Below are 18,931 nucleotides of genomic sequence, written 5' to 3'. Positions count from 1 at the left end.
TTAAAAGTTAAATATAGATATATTTTATATCAATTGATGGTTTTTTGTAAAAAATCGAGTATATGATAATAGTGCAACTGTAAAACACGCTATTGCTGTAGTAGATGTCATCATAAATGTAACCATCATTTGGTATTTTACTGCATTTACAGGATCAACGCCGCCAAGGATAAGACCTGTCATCATGCCTGGTAACTGCACAATTCCAAGTGTTTTCATGCTGTCTATCGTAGGCATCATTCCTGTTTTAATAGCTATTTTCAATATTTTTTGTGATGCTTGTCTTGAATTGGCTCCCAAAGCAAGGTACGTTTCAATTTCGTGTCTTCTGTTTTTTACCTCGTCTTTAAGCCTTGACACTGTCAAGCCTGATGAAACCATTGCATTTCCTATTATCATACCAGATACAGGGATCACCTCCTGCGGCCTAAAATGGATACTACCAAATAATATGAGTGCTGTAAGTGTTATAGCAGCACCAAATGCAATAGATATCGTTATAAAATAAAACACATATGGTATTCCCTTTCCCCTTTTGGCTGCATTGTTTCCCGCCACAATAGTCATTAAAATAACCATTGCAAGTGTAAAAAATATATTATTTGCTCTAAAAATATAATGAAGAATATATCCAACAATCGTCAGTTGTACAATTGCTCTTATAGAACCGATAATAATTTCTTTTTCAACCCCAAGTTTCTGATAATATGAAATGAAAATTGATACTAATACGAGACTTGATGACAATATAAGCGACAAAACGCTCATTTAATCCCCCTCCTTTGTCAATTTTCCATTAATAAAAAGCCTTGTCACATCATTTTTGGGATTTGAGAAAAAATCTTTCGTGTTTCCATATTCAACCAGTTTACCATTGTTAATGAAAATGGTAAAGTCTCCAACACGCTTCGCTTGTTCCATATTATGTGTAATCCATATAATTGTAAGATTTAATTTGTTTTTTAACTCCATGACAAGATCCTCAATCACTTGTGTAGATGCTGGATCAAGTGCAGACGTAGGTTCATCTAGCAGTAATACTGTAGGTTCATTTGCAAGTGACCTTGCTATTGAAACTCTCTGTGCTTCACCACCAGATAAGTCATCAACTTTTCTTTTTCTATAATTTTTATCAAGCCCAACTATACTCAAGTAATATTCAACATCAATATTTTTCTTTCCTTTAAGCATAGGTCCGTATTTAATATTGTCCTCAACAGTTCCTTCAAAAAGATATGGCTGCTGAAAAACCATCCCAATCTTTCGCCTAAGTTCTATTACGTCATAATCCTTTATGTCTCTCTCATTTATCAATATTTTCCCTTCAGTTGGATCGATAAGCCTATTTATTAATTTTATAAAAGTAGACTTGCCAGCGCCAGACGGCCCAATTATTGTATATATATAACCTAAAGAAATTTCCATTGATATATCTTTCAATATTACATCATCATGATCCTTAAAACATGCATCAATGAACTTTATTTTTTTCATTTCGCGCAAATGTATCCTCCTCGTATAATTATTATTAAAGGAAATAAATTTGTCTCACACATCTTTTGAAAAATACCCTCTCTTACATCCCTGATTCTTTATTTCCCTGAAATCGACTTAAACTTAGTATAACTGCAATTAAAGCCGCAGAGGTAAGTCCAAGAACACCGCCAAACCAAAATGGCGCATCTGGACTTATATGTACCCACATAGCTCCAGCTATAATAGATGCCAACAATAATCCTATACCTTGCATCATACCATAGATACCCAATACTGTACCTTTATACTTATCAGGGGAAACTTCGGCCACAAATGCCCGCTCAGCACCGCTTATAAATGCTGTATAAGCTCCATAAAATATAAATAAAAGAAAAATTATGATTTTTGAATTAGACAACGCAAATCCCAAATAGACAAGTCCATAAATAGCATAACCAGAAACCAAAATCAATCTCCTCCCAAATTTATCTGACAACTTCCCGGAAGGAATGGCAAGTAGTGACGTGGAAACATTAAATACGAGATAAAGAAGCATGACATATGGAGAAGAAAAGCCCAAATTTTGTGCTTTCAAAAGTAGAAAAGTATTTGATGAATTCCCAAGGTTAAAAATAAATATGACAGCCAGATAAAGTTTTAATTTTAAGCTTAAATTTAAATTTTTAAACGTCAATTTTTCACTTTTCTGTTTCTTACTTTTATCCTCTTTTATAAATGGAATAATTATAATACCAAGAATAGCAGGTATAATCGACCACATAAATGCTACTTTATACTTTAGCCCAATTGTTACTATGATAAAAGCAATAAAAGCACCTACAGATGATCCAGCCATATCAAGCATTTTATGGAGTCCATAAGATCCGCCAAGTTTATCCTTTTCACTAGACTGCGCAATAAGAGCATCCCGCGGTGCAGTACGGATGCCTTTTCCTGTGCGATCTATAATTCGCGCTATCAAAACACCTATCCATGATCCTGCTAAAAGAAGAAGTATTTTATAGATAACCGAAGCTGCATATCCTATAAAAGTCAGCACTTTCTTGTTTTTGTATTTATCACCTATGTAACCGCTAAAGACCTTTAAAATCGATGCTATGCTTTCAGCAATACCTTCGATAATTCCTACAATTGCTGGCGAAGCCCTAAGTGTTGCCGTCAGGAAAAGAGGGACTATCGGATACACCATTTCTGTACTCATATCAATTAGCAAACTTACCATGCCAATCAGTACAATATTTGATATAACAACTTCTTTTTTTGAATTTGTCATAATCGATTGACTCCTCCTAAAAATTTCTCATTTTGCATGAAATAATAAAAGCTATATTGAAACTTGTTAATATAATTTTAAATTAATTTAAAGTAATTTTGCAAATATTTATAGTAGAAAATAAAAAAGCTATCCTCATACATGGATAGCTCCTCTCCTATTCTTCAAATGCCTTTACAGGACAATGACCGTACTTCCTATCCTTAGCAACCAAAGTTGTCACATATGCTTTAGAATTTTTATTAAACAATATATCATGTCCAACGCAAAGCCCAACAACCACATTTAATTCTGTATTTTCCTTGTTCATTATTTCAGCTTGTGTAATAGGATTGCATGTTGCGATAAATTTGTCCCTCTTTTTCTCTATTCCAATTTCTTTTACATCTACCGAACCTACCTTACAACACACCGGTACTACAGTTACATCGTATTTATTAAGCATCTTGACAAATTTTTTTGCTTCTTTCTCAAGTGAATAGCAAAAAGCAACACCTATCTTCTTCATACCCATTTGCATAATTAAATTGATTATTTCTTCCGCTCTGCTCCTTAATTCGCCATTTTCGTCAACAGGAAGTGTATTTGCTATTTTCATCATCTTATTTACATTTTCATCATTGTTATATTTTTCAATTGAATCATTAATAATATCTTTTTCCATAAATGTAGGACAATTCTTAGGAAAATTATCATCACCTTTTGCACAAGGCTTATTAGGACATACTGCACAAGAAAATATGGAAATCATAAAATCACTCCTTGTATACTGTATTCATTAATATTATACCACATACCTATCCCATTGTATAGGGGGTAGTATATGATTAAATTTCATGTATTTTCTTTCTCTAAGGTAAAATAAAATGAAGTTCCATTATCTATCTCGCTTTCTATATAGTATTCGCTGCCATGCAAATCCAATATTTCTTTTACTATTGCAAGTCCTAAACCTGTACCTTTTTTATCGCCTTTATAAAACTTCTTAAAAACATTTGGAAGTTCTTCTCTTTTTATGCCTTTACCCGTGTCTGATACGATGACTTTTACATTATTATTTTCTAATATCGAAGAAATAGTAATTAAACCTGCTTCATTAATACTTTTTATCGAATTGCTTAAAAGATTCATCAGAACTCTTCTAATTAGTTCAACATCTCCATTTACAATAACATCAAGATTCTCCGTGACAATATTTATATTTTTGCCATGTAGCAATGGTTCAAAGCTTAAAACCACATCATCAACTAAATTTTTTAAATTAAAAAATGATATCTTTAGTTTTACTAAACCTGATTGAAGCTTTGATAATGATAAAACATCGTCTATCATTTTTGACATTCGATCGACTTCATTTAATGCAGCATTTAAATATTTGTTTCTTTTTTCTTTATCATCACCATAAAAGTCCAATAGCATCTCACAGTATCCTTTTATAAGCCCTAAAGGCGTCTTAAGGTCGTGTGTAATATTTGCTATTAAATCTCTTTTAAATTTTTCTGCTTTACTGAGATTTTCTGCCATGCTATTCATCGACATTGCAAGGTCTTCTAATTCATCATTTGTCTTTACATCTAATTTCACGTCAAGATTCCCAGAGGCTATATTTTGCGCCGCATTTTTTAAATCATCAATTGGCTTTGTCAGCCTTTTCGACATGATAATTGACATAATGATTATTACAACAATACATATTAGTAGCATCAAAAAAAATTCATTTTTAAATATCACAGCAGTATCAGTAATAGTCGATAGTGGAATAGTCAATACCAGTTTTGCGTTTTGATTATTGTATGAAAATGATCTTATAACTGCAAGAGATTTTACACCAATTGATGGATGCGTAAATTCTACCACAGTTAATTTTTCATTAGTGTTTAGGAAAGTTTTTGGCAACCCTATTCCGTAGCCTTGTCCGTTTCCATGCGTTCCAAAAATCAATTTACCCGTATCAGTCACTGCAATTACTTTTGCATTGGATTCTTCCATAAGCTCATTAGCAGTTTTGTCATCATTTTTAGATAACGCATTGGCAATTTCTAAGCTGTAGTTTTTCAACTGATTAATCTTATAATAAGTGTATATCTTACCTATAAAGACAACTTGAGACAAGTAAAACAATAAAAAAATTATTCCTGTTATAATCAGATACGTAATAAAAAGCTTTTTTCTTATGCCTCTCACTTTAATCACCACCTAATTTATATCCATAACCCCATACTGTTTTTATAATGTCCCTTTTATCGCCAAGTTTTTCTCTCAACTGCTTTATATGTGTATCGACTGTCCTTAAATCGCCAAAAAATTCATATCCCCAAACAATATTAAGGCATTTCTCACGGCTTAACGCCTTCCCCATGTTTTGTGCAAGTAGATTTAAAAGATCAAATTCTTTTGGAGTAAGATCTATTTTCTTTCCATCAACTTTAACAACTCTTGAATCAGTGTCAATAGTAATACCCGAAAAAGATATTAGATTATCAGATTCAGTCCATTTAGATCTCGATAAGATAGCTTTTATCCTTGCTATGACTTCTCTCGGACTAAATGGTTTGACTACGTAATCATCAGCGCCAAGTTCAAATCCTAAAAGCCTGTCGTATTCTTCACTGCGGGCAGTTATCATCATTACAGGTATTTTAGATGATTCTCTTATTGTCTTTAAAACATTCCAACCACTCATATCTGGCAACATTACATCCAACAAAACTATATCAAATGAATTACTTTTAAACATATTTATTCCTGTAATGCCATCTTCAGCAAATAAAGCATCGAAATTGTTCTTCTCTAAGTAAGTTTTTAAAATATCCCTCATTCCCTCCTCGTCTTCAATGACCAACACTTTTTCCATCATAAAACACCTCCAATTTTAGTTTACATATTCTAAAAACTATTTACAATATTATCAAAAAATCTTCACAAAAACATCACAATTTCATTAAAGATGTATCAAATATAATGGGTAGAATAAAAGTGTAAGATAAATAAATTTTGAAAGGAGATGTTTTTATGAACATCAAAAAATTAGTAGCATCAATAATGGTAGGAGGTTTACTTTTAACAGGCATTGCTGCATATGCAGAGACAGCAAATAACAATTCGCCTCAAATAAACACATCATATACTGCACCAAGGTATGGCAGAGCTCAAATGGTAGATTTTATGGCAAATCTTTTAGGAAAGTCTACAGACGAAACATTGAAACTTTTAAATTCCGGTAAGACACTGGAACAAATAGCAGTTGAAAATGGTGTAAAATTAGAAGACTTCAAAAATGCCTTGTTAAAACAAAAAACCGACTATATAGACCAAATGGTTAAAAATGGTGTAATTACAGAAGAAAGGGCAACAGAGCTAAAATCACTACTTAAAGAAAGAATAAATGCATGTGATGGTACTGGCAATGGTGGTGCAGGACTTGGAATAGGCTTTGGAAGAAATGGAATGTCAGGTAATGGATATGGCAAAGGACACGGTACAGGTTTCGGTAAAAATATGCATTTTCAATCAGGTAAACAATTAAGTGAATTTCTGAATGATGCTATACAATCTTCTGATTCATATAATATGGCCGCAAGATTTCCCCGCGGCCATATTACTTTTTATATTTTTAGTCTTCACAGTGTCCTTCATGTTCATGTTTTTCACATGCACTACCTGTAGATATCAAAGTTCCATCAATATATTTCTTTACCACATCTTCAGCATCGCCAGACGCACCTGTAATGACATCAATGCCGTAAGAATTAAACAAATCTATTGCGCTTGAACCCATTCCATCAGAAATGATGCATTCTACACCTTTGTCTTTCAAAAATTCCGGCAAATATCCTGGTCTATGTCCTGGATTTTCAATAAAATTGGCACTTACTATTTTATTTTCTTCCACATTAAAAATCGTAAATCCCTCACAATGTCCAAAATGCATTGAAACGCTTCTTCCATCTGTAGCAACAGCTATCTTCATTTAAACACCCATCCTTTCAACATTTCAAACATACGTCATATACAATTATAAATATATAATTATTTTTGTCATATGTCAACAAAAATATTAAAATTTCTCTGTAAAAAAATCCGGGATAACCCGGATTTTTTTAGAAGTACAGATCTCTTTCACCATTTTCTAACCGTTTGAGTCTATTTTTCGTCTCTTCTCTTACCTTATCAGAAGGAATATTTTCTATGTTTGCAGCAATCGTTTCTTCACCTATAGCCTTTGTAGCTTCATCACCGTAATCTAAAAGGAACTCCTTAAATGTAAGTATAGCATTTGGCAAACAGAAATTGTGAATCTGTCCTGATTTAGCAAAGCTCATAAACCTATCGCCAGTACGGCCCATTCTATAACATGCTGTACAATAGCTTGGCAGATAATGCTGCTCACATAGTGTTCTCAATATCTCATTTGGCGTCCTATGATCCCCTACTTCAAACTGAGGTTTCGTACTTTCTTTCCTTGATATTTCTTCGTAATAGCCACCTACACCTGTACAAGAACCAGCACTTACCTGAGATATGCCTACGCTTATAACTTCTTCTCTAAATTCAGGAAGTTCTCTTGTAGATAAGATCATTCCCGTATACGGTACGGCAAGCCTTATTACAGCTACAAGCTTTTTAAAATCTTTATCAGACACCAGATATGGGTATTCATCTAACGTTATATTTAAAGCAGGTCTAAGTCTTGGAACAGATATAGTATGTGGTCCAACACCAAATTTTTCATCAAGATGATTTGCATGGTACAAAAGTGCTATTGTCTCGTACTTGTAGTCATAAAGTCCATACAAGACTCCCAAGCCTACATCATCAATACCCGCTTCCATGGCTCTATCCATGGCAGTTGTATGATAATCGTAGTCATGCTTTGGCCCTGTAGGATGCATATATTCGTATGTGGGCCTGTGGTAAGTCTCTTGGAATAATATATACGTCCCTATGCCTACATCCTTTAACTTTTTATAATTTTCAACAGTGGTAGCAGCAATATTTACATTGACTCTCCTTATGCTGCCATTTTTCAATTTTGTATCGTAAATTGTCTTAATCACATCTAAGACATAATCAATAGGACAATTTACAGGATCCTCACCTGCCTCAACCGCCAATCTTTTATGTCCCATTTCCTCCAATATCTCTATCTCACGCCTTACCTCATCCATAGTAAGTCTTTTGCGTTCTTGTTCATTGGAGTGTTTGTAACCGCAATACCTGCAATTGTTAACACAATAATTGCTAATGTAAAGTGGCGCAAATATGACTATTCTGTTGCCGTAAATTTGCTCTTTAATATATCTTGCAACTTTGTACATTTCATCAAGAAGCTCATCATCTTCCAAATTTAGAAGAACTGCCGCTTCTTCAGGCGTAATACCTTTCAAATTTTTGGCTTTTTCAATGATTCTCAGTGCTTCATCTTTTGATGCACCTTCACCATATTTTAAAGCCGCTTTTATCTTCTCGTCGTCAATAAAATCTGCAATTTGCCTATCCATATATTGATTTCTCCTTCCCTTGCCCTCAGTAAATCCCTTGGGCTTAGTATTTATAATAAAATTATATACCTATTTTGTTAAATATTCAACAATGAAATTTTGCTAAAATAAATCGTCCATAAATCCTTTCCCTCTTACCTCAGAAACGTCTAAAATTGATATAAATGCATTGCTGTCAATGCTGTAAACTAGATGTTTAATATATGGAATTTGTGAAAGTGATACAACGCAATACAGTATTCTGCGATTAGTCTTTGTATATGCGCCTTCAGCTTGAATAAACGTAACACCTCTTTTTAAATCATTCATGATTGCATTGCTAATCTTTTCCTCATCATTTGTAATTATAAAAAGCATCTTTCGCCTGTTAAACCCATTTATCGTCTTATCCAGCACAATCGAATTTATTGACATTGAAACAAGTGTGTATAAAGCACTTTTAAGCCCTATAAATATGGCTCCAGCCAAGACTATGAAAAAATTAATATATAGGTTTGTCTTGCCCAATTCAAAATTCTCATATTTTTTCTTTACTAATACAGATATGATATCAAGTCCACCAGTTGAACCATGATTAGCAAAGACTATTCCCATGCCTGCACCTGTAAGTACACCACCGTAAAGGCATAATAATATGGGATCGTCAAAATTGATTAATTTATCTAAAAACTGAGTTAATATCAAAAAAACAGATAGAGAAGCTGTACCTAATATCGTATAGAAAGTAAATCGAGAACCTATTTTTTTGTAGCTTAAAATAAGCAATGGTATATTAAGCATGAAAATCGTGTATCCGGCAGGAAGTCCTGTCAAATACTGTACAATTAGAGAAATACCAGATACACCACCACTTAAAAGTCTTGCATGTACGATAAATGTATTAATTCCAATTGAATAAATAAAAGTGCCAAAGAGGATTCCCAGTATATTTTTTACGCTTAATCTGCTTCTTAATTTATTGTTGCCAACAAACATTATTATAATTGCCTCCTACAGTCTTATATAAACAAGATATTATATCAATGAAACATCTTCCAAAATTAAGTTTAAACTATGTCAGTTAATTATGCAATAAATTATTCAAAATAATTTTTTAAAAAGTAAAAATTTCATTTATGCTATTCTAATACATTTATATTCATAAAAACTAAAATAATTATGCATAAATTTTTATATTCACTTTCAAAAAAATAAAGCCAGCAGCAATGATTGCCACCAGCTTTTCATAATATTACTTGTTATCTTTGTCTTCGTCGTCTAAATCCTTCAATCTGTCTTCTATATATTTAAGTTGATCCTTGAGGTATTGGGCTTGTGCATTAAGGTAAGACTTCTCGTCCACAGCATTTCCATATCTTGCCCAAAACGGTGCTTTAGTTGCGTAATACATGTTTCTATATCCTCTGTGTATACCATGTCCACTCATATATCCTGGAGCACCATGACCACAACAAAATCCCATACCTCTTCCAGACATTGGACCATAGCCCATTGGGCCTGTGCCGTCTCCTCTTGGCATATAAACCACTCCTTTAAATTATTTTGGTCTTATGACCGTTTCGCAATTATATATTACCACTGTTTTTGTCATATGTCAATAATATTTTAAAAAATTTCTTCTCTCCAAATCTTTGTATGACATAAATATCTACAAAGACTCTAGCTTGACATTCTACATAAATAGCTTTTAGCATCATTCTCAATTACTACAGTGCTTGCTCAAAGTTTGCTGAGCAAAAATGCTGCAATGGCTTCTGGCTTGGCACTTGAATTTGGAACAGGAATAGGTGGTCTTGGCGTAGGTTTATTTGGAATACCCATTGACTTTAATGGTGTTACATCAGCAATTTTACTAATGGCAATCATACCAATTTTAGCAGGTTTAATAAGCTTAAGTATAAGAACACAAAGCTAAAATCAATTTTATTAATAGTAGCTCTTATATTTTATAGAGATGCTACTATTAATTTTTTATTCTTTGAGTTTTTCTCTGCATTTTTTACATATACCATATACATTAATGCTGCCATAATTTATGTCAAATCCATATTTATCTTTGACTAAATTTAGAAACTGTATGATTTCATAATCTGAATACTCTTCTACATTGTTACAATACTTACAAATCAAATGTATGTGAATATTGCCCTTTTGAGGTGTAATTAGCTCATAATATTTTACATTATTGATTGTATTGACAGAAATAATATTTTTTTTAATCAACATGTTCAAATTTCTATAAAGAGTCGCTATGCCATAATTGGGATCTTCTTTTTTAACAATCTTCAGCAATCTATCGAAATCAAAATGAACATAAGGTTTGTCTGTAAATGTCTTTAAAAGTATAAATCTGGTTAATGTGATTTTTACACCAGTCTTTTTTAAAAAATCTATTAAATTTTGTAAAGATACATTTTCCAATTTTATCACCATTAAATTATAATTAACATATGTTTATTATATATGATATAATTAATTTCTTCATATGTCAATAATTTATCACAAACTAAGGGTACACAACTTTGTGTACCCTTCAACTTTACGTTACGTACTGTACTTTTTTAATACGTCCTTCTTGATCGTACAATTTTACTATGAATTTATTTTCCTTTACTTTAATTTCACAAAAACATTCTCTGCAGAAAAATAAATTGCCTCCAATTTTACCGACATTCTTACTTTTACAATTAGGACACCTCATTTTGATTACCTCTTTTTATAATGATTCTGTATTTTAAAAATGCAGCCTAACCTAATGTTAGGCTGCTTTATAGGGAGGTTATAATTAATTATGTTATGTCCTTTGTAATCATTATTATTATCATAATGTGTTAGAAGCATCTGAATTTACTGTCGTGGTGCTTGTAGGAGTATTTGTTTTACTTCCTTTTAAGTCATTAAGTATTTGTTGCTCTTGCGTCGATGTTATTTGATTCTTCTTAACTGCTTCATCAAGCACTTTTTTAAATCTTCCCATAAAACTAAATTTTTCGTGTACCACACCCATGTACTTCTTCAAATAACGTGTGACAAATTGTGGATAGCCATTTCCATCCCATTTATTGACTTTATCGGTAAAATTCTTAATAAGAGTATTAGCTTTGTCTTGTGTAATCTTGCCATTCTTTACTTGATTATTAACGATATTTGTAAAATCATCAATCAGCGTTTGCTTTTTTTGATCTAAAGTCATATTGTTAAAAGCTTGTATTTTTTGTTCAGCATTATTTATTTTTGTCAGAATACTATTTTCTTGATCCTGACTTATTTTGCCTTGGCTATACTTTTCTTCAATTTTTGTTTTAAAATTTTCTAATGCCTGTATTGGATCAAACTTTTTATTTGATTTAACTGTCTGGCTTGTTGAGGCATTTGAATTAGCCTGTGAAGATGATGTTGATGTATCCGCAAAGGCTATTGATGTCAAAAGAACCGTGCCTATGACAGCAGTCGCTATGATTTTTTTGCTTTTCCCTGTCATAAAAAATCCTCCTTATTTTTTATTTTAAACTCATTATAGCCCAAAATTTTTAACAAACTGTTAAATAAGTGTATATTTTTTGTTAATGTTTATTTCCATTGCCATTCTTTACTCATACCGCAAAGCCTCAATCGGTTTAAGCCCCGCTGCCTTGTTTGCAGGATATATCCCAAAGAATAAGCCTATTAAGAGAGAAAATGAGAATGATATTAATATCGTATTTACAGATGGGCTTACTGTCATGTTCATAAAGTGTCCCATCAGATACGATGCTATAAATCCAAAGATTACTCCTACTATTCCTCCTACTCCGCTTATGGTCAACGATTCTATCATAAACTGCAGCAGTATGTCCCTTTTCTTAGCTCCTAATGCTTTTCTTATGCCTATTTCTCTCGTCCTCTCTGTGACTGATACTAACATTATGTTCATTATGCCTATGCCACCTACTATTAATGCTATGCCTGCTATTCCACCCAGCATCATGGACAGTGTGTTGCTGACGCTGTTTACTGTTGATAATAGGTCTGATTGGTTTAATATTCTGTATGCGTTTGTGTCGCCTTTGAATATGGTGTTTAGCATGTTTTCTACGTGGTACTGTGCTATGTTTACGTATTGTTCTGATGATGCGCTTAGGTATATTTGGGTTATTCCTCTGTTTCGCTGAAATACGAACATCGTCTTTATTGGGATGAATATTGAGTCATCATAGGAGTTTGATATTGATGATCCTCCTGATGCTAATACTCCTACTACTGTGAAGTTGTTTCCATCCAATTGTATTGTTTTTCCTAATGGGTCTGTGAATCCAAATAGGTCACTGGCTACGTTGCTGCCTATTACTGCTACTTTTTGCCTCATGTCATTGTCTATTGATAGTATGAACCTACCTTCAGCAAGTTTTAAATTTCTCAGTGTCGCATAGTTTTCATTTACTCCACTTATGTTTTCTTCGTATGATTGGTCACCGTACTTGGCATATGCGTTGGCACTCATTATGGGGGATATTTGCGATATGTACGGTGAGTCTCCTATTGACATGGCTTGGCTGTAGGACAAGGATGTGTCCATACCCCTGCCCATTATTGATATCATTATCAGGTTTGACCCCATGCTTTTTATCTGTGATGTTACTCCTTCTGTGGCTCCTTGTCCTAAGCTTACCAGTCCTATTACTGACATTACGCCTATTACTATTCCAAGCATGGTAAGAAATGATCTTAGTTTGTTGTCTATTATGCTTTTTAAGGACATTTTTATTGCCTGAATCAATGCCATTCTACGCACTTCCTTTTATTCATATATTTTGCCGTCCATTATTTTTACAGTCCTTTTTGCTTGGTTTGCTACGTTTATGTCGTGGGTTATGAGTATTATGGTGTTGCCCCTTTCGTTTAATTCTTTTATTATTTTCATGACTTCTTTGCCGCTTTGGGAGTCTAAGTTTCCTGTCGGTTCGTCTGCCAGTATAAGATGCGGGTTGTTGGCTAAGGCTCTTGCTATTGCTACTCTCTGCTGCTGTCCTCCTGATAATTCTGTAGGTTTATGGTGTATTCTTTTTTCCAGACCTACCATGGTAAGGAGCTCTACTGCTCTATTGTACCTTTCTTTTGCAGGTATGCCTTTGTATATCATTGGAAGTTCTACATTTTCTAATGCTGTAAGTTTTTGAAGCAGGTTGAAGCTTTGGAATATGAACCCTATTTCGCTGGATCTTAGTTCAGCCAGTTTGTTTTCATTTAGCTTGCTTGTGTCGTTTCCGTTTAGGTAGTATTCTCCTTCTGTCATTACGTCTAAACACCCTATTATATTCATCAATGTAGATTTTCCTGAGCCTGATGGTCCTACTATTGACACAAATTCTCCTTCGTCGACAGTTAAGTTTATGTTGTCCAAAGCTCTTACTTCGTTGTCTCCCATCTTGTATATCTTTGACAGGTTTCTCATGGTTATGACATTTTTGTTTAATTTGCCGTTATTCTCCATAGCTAATTTCTACTCCTATTCCCACCAGATTGTTGTCTCACTATAAAACCGGCTCCTCCTGATCCACCACCAAAGCTTCTACTGCCAAAATTGCCACCGCCGCCAAATCCGCCAAAACCAGTGCGATTGTTATTGCCATTTGACGAAGTTGCCGCAGCACCAAATATCAATACTTTATCACCTTCGTTTAATCCGCTTACTATCTCTATATATTTGTCGTTGTAAAGGCCTGTTTGAACTTGTCTTATATTTCTTCTTCTGTTACTGTTATTCGAATTATTTTCATCATATAATATCACGTATTTGTTATTCCCATTAGTCTGAACCGCTTCAATTGGCAATAGAAGCGCATTATCCTTCTCTGCCACGATTATCGAAGCATTCATTGTTTGTCCTAATTTCAACTTATCTGTATAAGGCAGCGATACAGTTACATCATAAGACGCCACATTATTTTGTATCGTTGGAATAGACGATATTTCCGTTACTGTTCCATCAAAAGTTTCTCCAGGTAAATCGTCTGTCGTCAAAGTGACTTTTTGTCCAACTTTAATCTTGCTAATATCGGTTTCGTCTATAGGTACATCTACCGAATAATTGCTATCATTAATTATTACGGCTGTTTCTGCTTGACTTGTCAGTGATGACAAACTGCTTACAGCAACATTACCACTGCTGTTGGCACCACTACCGCTGTTTGCATTTGAACCTGTGCCGCTACTTGCAGATGCACTGTAAGAATTTGAGCCAAGCTCGTCTCCTTCATTTATATTTTGTGAAATGATGACGCCATCAATCGGTGCATATATACTTAAATTATTTAACTGATTTTGCAGGTTATTGTAGTTATTTTGAGCTTGCTGCAGATTCAATTGATCTCTTTTTATCGCCGTATCATCTACATTAGTTGTCAACGTCGCTAATATCGTACCAGCATTTATCTTTTGTCCTTGCTTTACATTGACGCTTGCTACAGTACCTTGTATCTTTGATGAAACTATATTAGTTGTCTTGACACTTAGTGTACCATCTTGAATCGCTCTTTCATCACCAGCACTTGTATGTATTGTCACTTGCACTTTACTTCCATCAGTCAATGCACCTGGATTTGGCAATGTCACCGTTACATAGTAATACGGTGCTCCATTGACAGGTATGGCTTGCGTCGAAACATCTGTCACAGTGCCTGTTACTGTTGCGAAAGAGTCGTATAAATATATATCTGCAGTCTGACCAACTTTTATATCATCTATCTGTGAACCATTAAACGGCACTCTCACAGTCGCATTGGAATAATCGGCAATTGTAGCTATAGTTGTTCCAGGATTGACGTTCTGTCCTGTTGAAACATTTACACTATCAACAATTCCTGAATATGGCGATACAATATTTTGATTTGACACAGTATCGTTATATGTTTTAGTATCATTATCAAGCTGCTGTTGAGCAAGCTGTACACTTACAAGAGCATTTTGTACCTGTTCGTTTAAATTGTCATCTTCTATTTGATAAAGTAACTCACCAGCTTTTACCTTATCTCCAACTTTGTGATAAACTTTTGCCACTGTTCCATTGCCTTTTAACGTTATCACCCTTTTATCCACATCAAGATTTCCTGAACCGTCTATATGCATGACTATGTTTCCTCTTGTTACTGTGGCGTATAGAGCTTCTGATGTCTTCTGAGTGTTTCTTACTTTTGCAAAATAATAAGCTGTACTGCCAACAATAAGGACTAAAGCAACAATGATGGCAATGTATTTCTTTTTCATCATATCCTTCCTTTCCAGCGAAAAATATAAATTAGTACTTAACTATTAATTATACACGTTAGTTTTAAAAAATTGTTGAATAATTTGTTAACTTTTTGTAAGAAAATAATATTAAAAAGTAAAATGCAGCCCAAAATTTTTCGGGCTGCTATTATTAATAAGGGAGGTCAAGGAGAGGCTTTAACTTTCAAGTATAATTATATAGTCTATTTGTGAAAAAATTATGAACAATGTGTAAAAATTTATTTAAAATAATCTGTTCAAAAGTTAATTTTATTTTTCCTCATGCCAATATTTATCAGCAAGCCTATTGACATCATATTGACAATCAGAGAAGTGCCTCCATAGCTAACAAATGGTAGAGGTATCCCTGCTATCGGCATTATGCCTACTGCCATCCCAATATTTTCAAAGACATGAAACGCAAACATTGATAGTATTCCAATCGAAATTAGTCTTCCAAACTTATCCTTAGCATTGTATGCTATCTTCCAAGCTCTGTATAGCAACAAACTATATAGTAAAATCAAAGTTGCTGAACCAATAAATCCTAATTCTTCGCTTAACGCTGAAAAAATAAAATCTGTTTGTGATTCTGGCAAAAAAAACAACTGTGTCTCTGTTCCATGAAATAATCCCTCACCCCAAAACATACCTGATCCAACAGATATAATCGACTGTATAACATGATATCCAGCACCTAAAGGATCAAGGTTAGGATTTATAAATGATAAAAGCCTTTTCCTCTGATATGGTTTTAATAGCTTATACACTATTGGCATAATCGCTATACTAGAACCAATTAATTCTGAAAACACTCTGAACCTTATTCCAGATATAAAAATCATACCAATAAAAATCATAATAAATACCAGTGCCGATCCAAGACTATGTTGCAATATAACAATGATAGAAGGTATAATCACCAAAATAAGCGGATAAATTAATTCTTTAAAATTTGTAATCTCATCTTTATCTTTTAAATAACTGGCCAACGTAATTATTAAAAAAACTTTTGATATTTCAACAGGTTCTAAAGATATTGGACCGAATACAATCCACGTCTTAGCACCATTGATCTCTTTTCCTATCAAAAAAACAGAAACTAACAATAAAATGTTTAATATATAAAGCTGTAAAGAATAATTCGATAATAAGTTGTAGTCAAAAAGTGTGATTACCAAAAGAGCAATAACACCTATTACTATTGAAACTGACTGGGTTATAGTCTGTTTTAAAGAGCCTGTTGCCGCAACATGAGATGCGCTTGTAATTACAATTACTCCTATAATCGATATTAGAATAGCTAATGTAAATAAAACAAAATCAAAATTTTTTATAAGTTTTCTATCAAGCATGATAAATCTCCTTAGTTACCTAAAACATTTATTTTTTCAATTAGCATTTCATTTTAAGTATAACAATGGATTAACTGGAATACCATTAACGTAAACGCCGAAATGACAATGAGGACCTGTAGCCCATCCTATATGCCCGGAATATGCAATAACCTCTCCCTTTGACACTCGTTGACCAACGACAACAAGTAATTTTTCATTATGTGCATAAAGTGTAGATATTCCATTCCCATTATTAATTATTACTACATTTCCATACCCCTCCATCAAACCTGAATAACTGACAATTCCGTCTGCAGCAGCGCGAATTGGTGTTCCATCAGGGACTCCAATATCTATTCCCGGATGGAAATCATTTGGCTGCCCGGTATATGGATTTATACCTCTATAGCCAAATGGAGAAGTTATTGGGCCGATACAAGGCCATGCTAACTTACCATTTGAATTTGCATTTATTTTTCCATCTAAAGATTTTTCCTGCTCACTTCTTATTATATCCTCTATTTGTTGTGATTCCCTCTCAAGTTCTTTTTCCCGCTCTTGTATATATTGGCTTTGCTTATCCAAACTTCTCATTATTCCCTCTCGAGATACTAATGCATACTGTAAATCTCTACTTCTATCTTGCAAAAAATTTTCCTGTTTTTTTATTGTTTGCTGTAAAGAAAACATCTGATTTTCTTTCTGTTTAATTACTAAAGTTTGTTTATGGTAATCAACAAGCAAATTATTGTCAAAACTTAGAAGGCTTTTTATCAATTCTAATCTGTTCAAAAAATCATCTATATTTTTCGAATTAAACAATATATCTAAATAACCTACCTGTCCACATGTATAAATTGCATTCACTTGTTCTTTTAACAACTCTTTTTGCTTGTTTTCGGTCTCTTTTGCATTATTAAGTTCTACTTGTATAGAATTTAATTTTAAATTCAAATCATAAAGACTTAATTCTGTGCTATTTAATTGTTTTTGCGTATCATTAATTTTTTTATCTAAATCTTGTAATTCACTTGAAACTTCCTTTTTTTGACTGTTTATTTGAGATTGTTCTGTTTTATACTCATTCAAAGACTTTTGAATATTATTTAGTTGACTTTGCTGATCAGCCATAGGAAATGCAACAATCCGGATTACTTCTATTATAATTAATAAAAATACAATCTTCCTAAGCAACAAATTACTTCTCCTCCATAAAAACATTAATTTACAAATAACCATAAAAGTATCTTTTTAATATTTAATTTCACCATCTGTTACGATTACCACTTTTATAGGTCTTTTCAATTCGATAGCTTTTTGTATGACACCTGCCATTCCCAATGATTCATCATCAGGGTGTGGTACGACTACAAGTATTCTTTGTCCCGGATCGTCGTTATTTGGAACAGGCTTTTTCTCTGTGAGATTGGCAAAAGTAGTTTTCAAATTCATAACTGATGCGATAATAATAGCAATGATTAGCCCAAAAGTTATAAAAATATATTTCCATTTGAATAGTTTCTTGTTCAATTTTAATTCTCCCTCGTATTTGTGGCATAATTGTAAGAAAATAATATCAAAACTTTATGAACAAATTGTTAATAAGATGTAAACAAATTATAAAAATCATTACAATTTCTGAACTTGTGTCTACTCTATTGACACAAGTTCAACTCAAAACAACAACATCAAGGATATCTTCTAAATAAAAGCAAATAGATCATACTCAAATGTTCTCATTGCAAATCTCCCCATAGAATCATATAGTTAAGCATACAAAAATCTATTGTTTTATCTACCATTATTGATTCAATCCCAAAGTACCTGTTTCCATCTGCTTCAGATAACATAATTCTCAAATGAAGAATATAATATAAAGACACATTAAAATAGGGGGGTTTTGTTATGCATGTTATATCAAGTTTATTATTTTCAATATCAGCAAATATTGATAACTTTACTGTGGCCATAGCATATGGGATTAAAAAAATAAGGATCGGAATATTAAGTAATCTTCTAATTGCTTTAGTATCTGGCATTGGTACATTTTTGTCTATGTTTATAGGTTTATTTATAAA

The 18,931-nt window shown here is 33.1% G+C and carries 21 protein-coding genes and 1 pseudogene; 2 read left to right on the top strand and 20 right to left on the bottom strand.

Features of this window, described 5'->3' with window-relative positions:
* Positions 1 to 24: 24 nt before the first annotated feature.
* From BVF91_RS11275 to BVF91_RS11250, 6 genes are all read right to left on the bottom strand, one after another.
* The gene (locus tag BVF91_RS11275; RefSeq protein ID WP_085113495.1) at positions 25 to 768 is read right to left on the bottom strand and encodes an ABC transporter permease; all 744 of its coding nucleotides are present in this window, start codon (positions 766 to 768) and stop codon (positions 25 to 27) included.
* Complete coding sequence (locus BVF91_RS11270; protein WP_085113520.1) at positions 769 to 1,494, bottom strand: ABC transporter ATP-binding protein; 726 nt, start codon at positions 1,492 to 1,494, stop codon at positions 769 to 771. It abuts the gene before it with no gap.
* 82 nt (positions 1,495 to 1,576) lie between these two features.
* Positions 1,577 to 2,770 (bottom strand): MFS transporter, encoded by a 1,194-nt coding sequence (locus BVF91_RS11265; protein WP_085113494.1) that lies wholly within the window; start codon positions 2,768 to 2,770, stop codon positions 1,577 to 1,579.
* A 157-nt stretch (positions 2,771 to 2,927) separates the two neighbouring features.
* Positions 2,928 to 3,521, bottom strand: coding sequence for a DUF1847 domain-containing protein (locus BVF91_RS11260; protein ID WP_085113493.1), 594 nt, complete (start codon positions 3,519 to 3,521; stop codon positions 2,928 to 2,930).
* Positions 3,522 to 3,604: 83 nt separating this feature from the next.
* Complete coding sequence (locus BVF91_RS11255) at positions 3,605 to 4,954, bottom strand: sensor histidine kinase (RefSeq protein WP_085113492.1); 1,350 nt, start codon at positions 4,952 to 4,954, stop codon at positions 3,605 to 3,607.
* 1 nt (position 4,955) lies between these two features.
* Complete coding sequence (locus BVF91_RS11250; protein WP_085113519.1) at positions 4,956 to 5,624, bottom strand: response regulator transcription factor; 669 nt, start codon at positions 5,622 to 5,624, stop codon at positions 4,956 to 4,958.
* A gap of 158 nt (positions 5,625 to 5,782) precedes the next feature.
* Here BVF91_RS11250 and BVF91_RS11245 point away from each other — a divergent pair, with 158 nt between their 5' ends.
* Positions 5,783 to 6,436 carry an alkyl sulfatase-like hydrolase gene (locus BVF91_RS11245; RefSeq protein ID WP_240495881.1) on the top strand — a complete coding sequence of 218 codons (654 nt, stop codon included), beginning with the start codon at positions 5,783 to 5,785 and terminating at the stop codon, positions 6,434 to 6,436.
* Here BVF91_RS11245 and BVF91_RS11240 read toward each other — a convergent pair.
* The 4 genes from BVF91_RS11240 to BVF91_RS11225 form a co-directional block, all read right to left on the bottom strand.
* Positions 6,384 to 6,740, bottom strand: a complete 357-nt coding sequence (locus BVF91_RS11240) for a NifB/NifX family molybdenum-iron cluster-binding protein (RefSeq protein ID WP_085113491.1) — start codon at positions 6,738 to 6,740, stop codon at positions 6,384 to 6,386. The two genes, BVF91_RS11245 and BVF91_RS11240, sit on opposite strands and share 53 nt — an antisense overlap.
* A 130-nt stretch (positions 6,741 to 6,870) precedes the next feature.
* On the bottom strand, positions 6,871 to 8,271 hold the full coding sequence (gene hydG / locus BVF91_RS11235; RefSeq protein WP_085113490.1) for a [FeFe] hydrogenase H-cluster radical SAM maturase HydG: 1,401 nt from the start codon (positions 8,269 to 8,271) through the stop codon (positions 6,871 to 6,873).
* A gap of 102 nt (positions 8,272 to 8,373) precedes the next feature.
* Positions 8,374 to 9,246: a YitT family protein gene (locus BVF91_RS11230; protein WP_085113489.1), complete on the bottom strand. Its 873-nt coding sequence runs from the start codon at positions 9,244 to 9,246 to the stop codon at positions 8,374 to 8,376.
* Positions 9,247 to 9,502: 256 nt separating this feature from the next.
* Complete coding sequence (locus BVF91_RS11225) at positions 9,503 to 9,790, bottom strand: DUF5320 domain-containing protein (protein WP_085113488.1); 288 nt, start codon at positions 9,788 to 9,790, stop codon at positions 9,503 to 9,505.
* Positions 9,791 to 9,997: 207 nt separating this feature from the next.
* Here BVF91_RS11225 and BVF91_RS11220 point away from each other — a divergent pair, with 207 nt between their 5' ends.
* Positions 9,998 to 10,186, top strand: coding sequence for a hypothetical protein (locus BVF91_RS11220; protein ID WP_085113487.1), 189 nt, complete (start codon positions 9,998 to 10,000; stop codon positions 10,184 to 10,186).
* A gap of 56 nt (positions 10,187 to 10,242) precedes the next feature.
* Here BVF91_RS11220 and BVF91_RS11215 read toward each other — a convergent pair whose 3' ends face one another.
* The 10 genes and pseudogenes from BVF91_RS11215 to BVF91_RS13315 all read right to left on the bottom strand — a co-directional run.
* On the bottom strand, positions 10,243 to 10,701 hold the full coding sequence (locus BVF91_RS11215) for a Fur family transcriptional regulator (RefSeq protein WP_085113518.1): 459 nt from the start codon (positions 10,699 to 10,701) through the stop codon (positions 10,243 to 10,245).
* Positions 10,702 to 10,810: 109 nt separating this feature from the next.
* Positions 10,811 to 10,972, bottom strand: coding sequence for a YrzR-like zinc ribbon domain (locus tag BVF91_RS13320; protein WP_168170207.1), 162 nt, complete (start codon positions 10,970 to 10,972; stop codon positions 10,811 to 10,813).
* A 120-nt stretch (positions 10,973 to 11,092) separates the two neighbouring features.
* Positions 11,093 to 11,752, bottom strand: a complete 660-nt coding sequence (locus BVF91_RS11210; protein ID WP_085113486.1) for a hypothetical protein — start codon at positions 11,750 to 11,752, stop codon at positions 11,093 to 11,095.
* 108 nt (positions 11,753 to 11,860) lie between these two features.
* Positions 11,861 to 13,033, bottom strand: coding sequence for an ABC transporter permease (locus BVF91_RS11205; protein WP_085113485.1), 1,173 nt, complete (start codon positions 13,031 to 13,033; stop codon positions 11,861 to 11,863).
* A 15-nt stretch (positions 13,034 to 13,048) separates the two neighbouring features.
* Positions 13,049 to 13,741: an ABC transporter ATP-binding protein gene (locus BVF91_RS11200; protein ID WP_014759209.1), complete on the bottom strand. Its 693-nt coding sequence runs from the start codon at positions 13,739 to 13,741 to the stop codon at positions 13,049 to 13,051.
* A gap of 2 nt (positions 13,742 to 13,743) precedes the next feature.
* Positions 13,744 to 15,513, bottom strand: coding sequence for an efflux RND transporter periplasmic adaptor subunit (locus BVF91_RS11195; protein ID WP_085113484.1), 1,770 nt, complete (start codon positions 15,511 to 15,513; stop codon positions 13,744 to 13,746).
* A 260-nt stretch (positions 15,514 to 15,773) separates the two neighbouring features.
* Positions 15,774 to 16,871 (bottom strand): rod shape-determining protein RodA, encoded by a 1,098-nt coding sequence (rodA, locus tag BVF91_RS11190; RefSeq protein ID WP_085113483.1) that lies wholly within the window; start codon positions 16,869 to 16,871, stop codon positions 15,774 to 15,776.
* Positions 16,872 to 16,919: 48 nt separating this feature from the next.
* Complete coding sequence (locus BVF91_RS11185) at positions 16,920 to 18,047, bottom strand: murein hydrolase activator EnvC family protein (protein ID WP_168170206.1); 1,128 nt, start codon at positions 18,045 to 18,047, stop codon at positions 16,920 to 16,922.
* A 69-nt stretch (positions 18,048 to 18,116) separates the two neighbouring features.
* Positions 18,117 to 18,383, bottom strand: a pseudogene (locus tag BVF91_RS11180) (PIG-L deacetylase family protein); the annotation flags it as partial.
* Positions 18,384 to 18,589: 206 nt separating this feature from the next.
* Positions 18,590 to 18,931: hypothetical protein (locus BVF91_RS13315; RefSeq protein ID WP_168170205.1), on the bottom strand; the 342-nt coding region annotated here is incomplete at its 5' end.

The organism is Thermoanaerobacterium sp. PSU-2, from assembly GCF_002102475.1.
Lineage (GTDB): Bacteria > Bacillota > Thermoanaerobacteria > Thermoanaerobacterales > Thermoanaerobacteraceae > Thermoanaerobacterium.
The sequence above is the reverse complement of the archived record's forward strand: the minus strand, read 5'-3'. Positions and strand labels throughout refer to the sequence as shown.

What these genes read in the sequence shown, in the direction of transcription:
- BVF91_RS11275 (WP_085113495.1), bottom strand. Translation starts at nt 768, where the DNA reads ATGAGCGTTTTGTCGCTTATATTGTCATCAAGTCTCGTATTAGTATCA.
- BVF91_RS11270 (WP_085113520.1), bottom strand. Translation starts at nt 1,494, where the DNA reads ATGAAAAAAATAAAGTTCATTGATGCATGTTTTAAGGATCATGATGAT.
- BVF91_RS11265 (WP_085113494.1), bottom strand. Translation starts at nt 2,770, where the DNA reads ATGACAAATTCAAAAAAAGAAGTTGTTATATCAAATATTGTACTGATT.
- BVF91_RS11260 (WP_085113493.1), bottom strand. Translation starts at nt 3,521, where the DNA reads ATGATTTCCATATTTTCTTGTGCAGTATGTCCTAATAAGCCTTGTGCA.
- BVF91_RS11250 (WP_085113519.1), bottom strand. Translation starts at nt 5,624, where the DNA reads ATGGAAAAAGTGTTGGTCATTGAAGACGAGGAGGGAATGAGGGATATT.
- BVF91_RS11245 (WP_240495881.1), top strand. Translation starts at nt 5,783, where the DNA reads ATGAACATCAAAAAATTAGTAGCATCAATAATGGTAGGAGGTTTACTT.
- BVF91_RS11240 (WP_085113491.1), bottom strand. Translation starts at nt 6,740, where the DNA reads ATGAAGATAGCTGTTGCTACAGATGGAAGAAGCGTTTCAATGCATTTT.
- hydG (WP_085113490.1), bottom strand. Translation starts at nt 8,271, where the DNA reads ATGGATAGGCAAATTGCAGATTTTATTGACGACGAGAAGATAAAAGCG.
- BVF91_RS11230 (WP_085113489.1), bottom strand. Translation starts at nt 9,246, where the DNA reads ATGTTTGTTGGCAACAATAAATTAAGAAGCAGATTAAGCGTAAAAAAT.
- BVF91_RS11225 (WP_085113488.1), bottom strand. Translation starts at nt 9,790, where the DNA reads ATGCCAAGAGGAGACGGCACAGGCCCAATGGGCTATGGTCCAATGTCT.
- BVF91_RS13320 (WP_168170207.1), bottom strand. Translation starts at nt 10,972, where the DNA reads ATGAGGTGTCCTAATTGTAAAAGTAAGAATGTCGGTAAAATTGGAGGC.
- BVF91_RS11210 (WP_085113486.1), bottom strand. Translation starts at nt 11,752, where the DNA reads ATGACAGGGAAAAGCAAAAAAATCATAGCGACTGCTGTCATAGGCACG.
- BVF91_RS11205 (WP_085113485.1), bottom strand. Translation starts at nt 13,033, where the DNA reads ATGGCATTGATTCAGGCAATAAAAATGTCCTTAAAAAGCATAATAGAC.
- BVF91_RS11200 (WP_014759209.1), bottom strand. Translation starts at nt 13,741, where the DNA reads ATGGAGAATAACGGCAAATTAAACAAAAATGTCATAACCATGAGAAAC.
- BVF91_RS11195 (WP_085113484.1), bottom strand. Translation starts at nt 15,513, where the DNA reads ATGAAAAAGAAATACATTGCCATCATTGTTGCTTTAGTCCTTATTGTT.
- rodA (WP_085113483.1), bottom strand. Translation starts at nt 16,871, where the DNA reads ATGCTTGATAGAAAACTTATAAAAAATTTTGATTTTGTTTTATTTACA.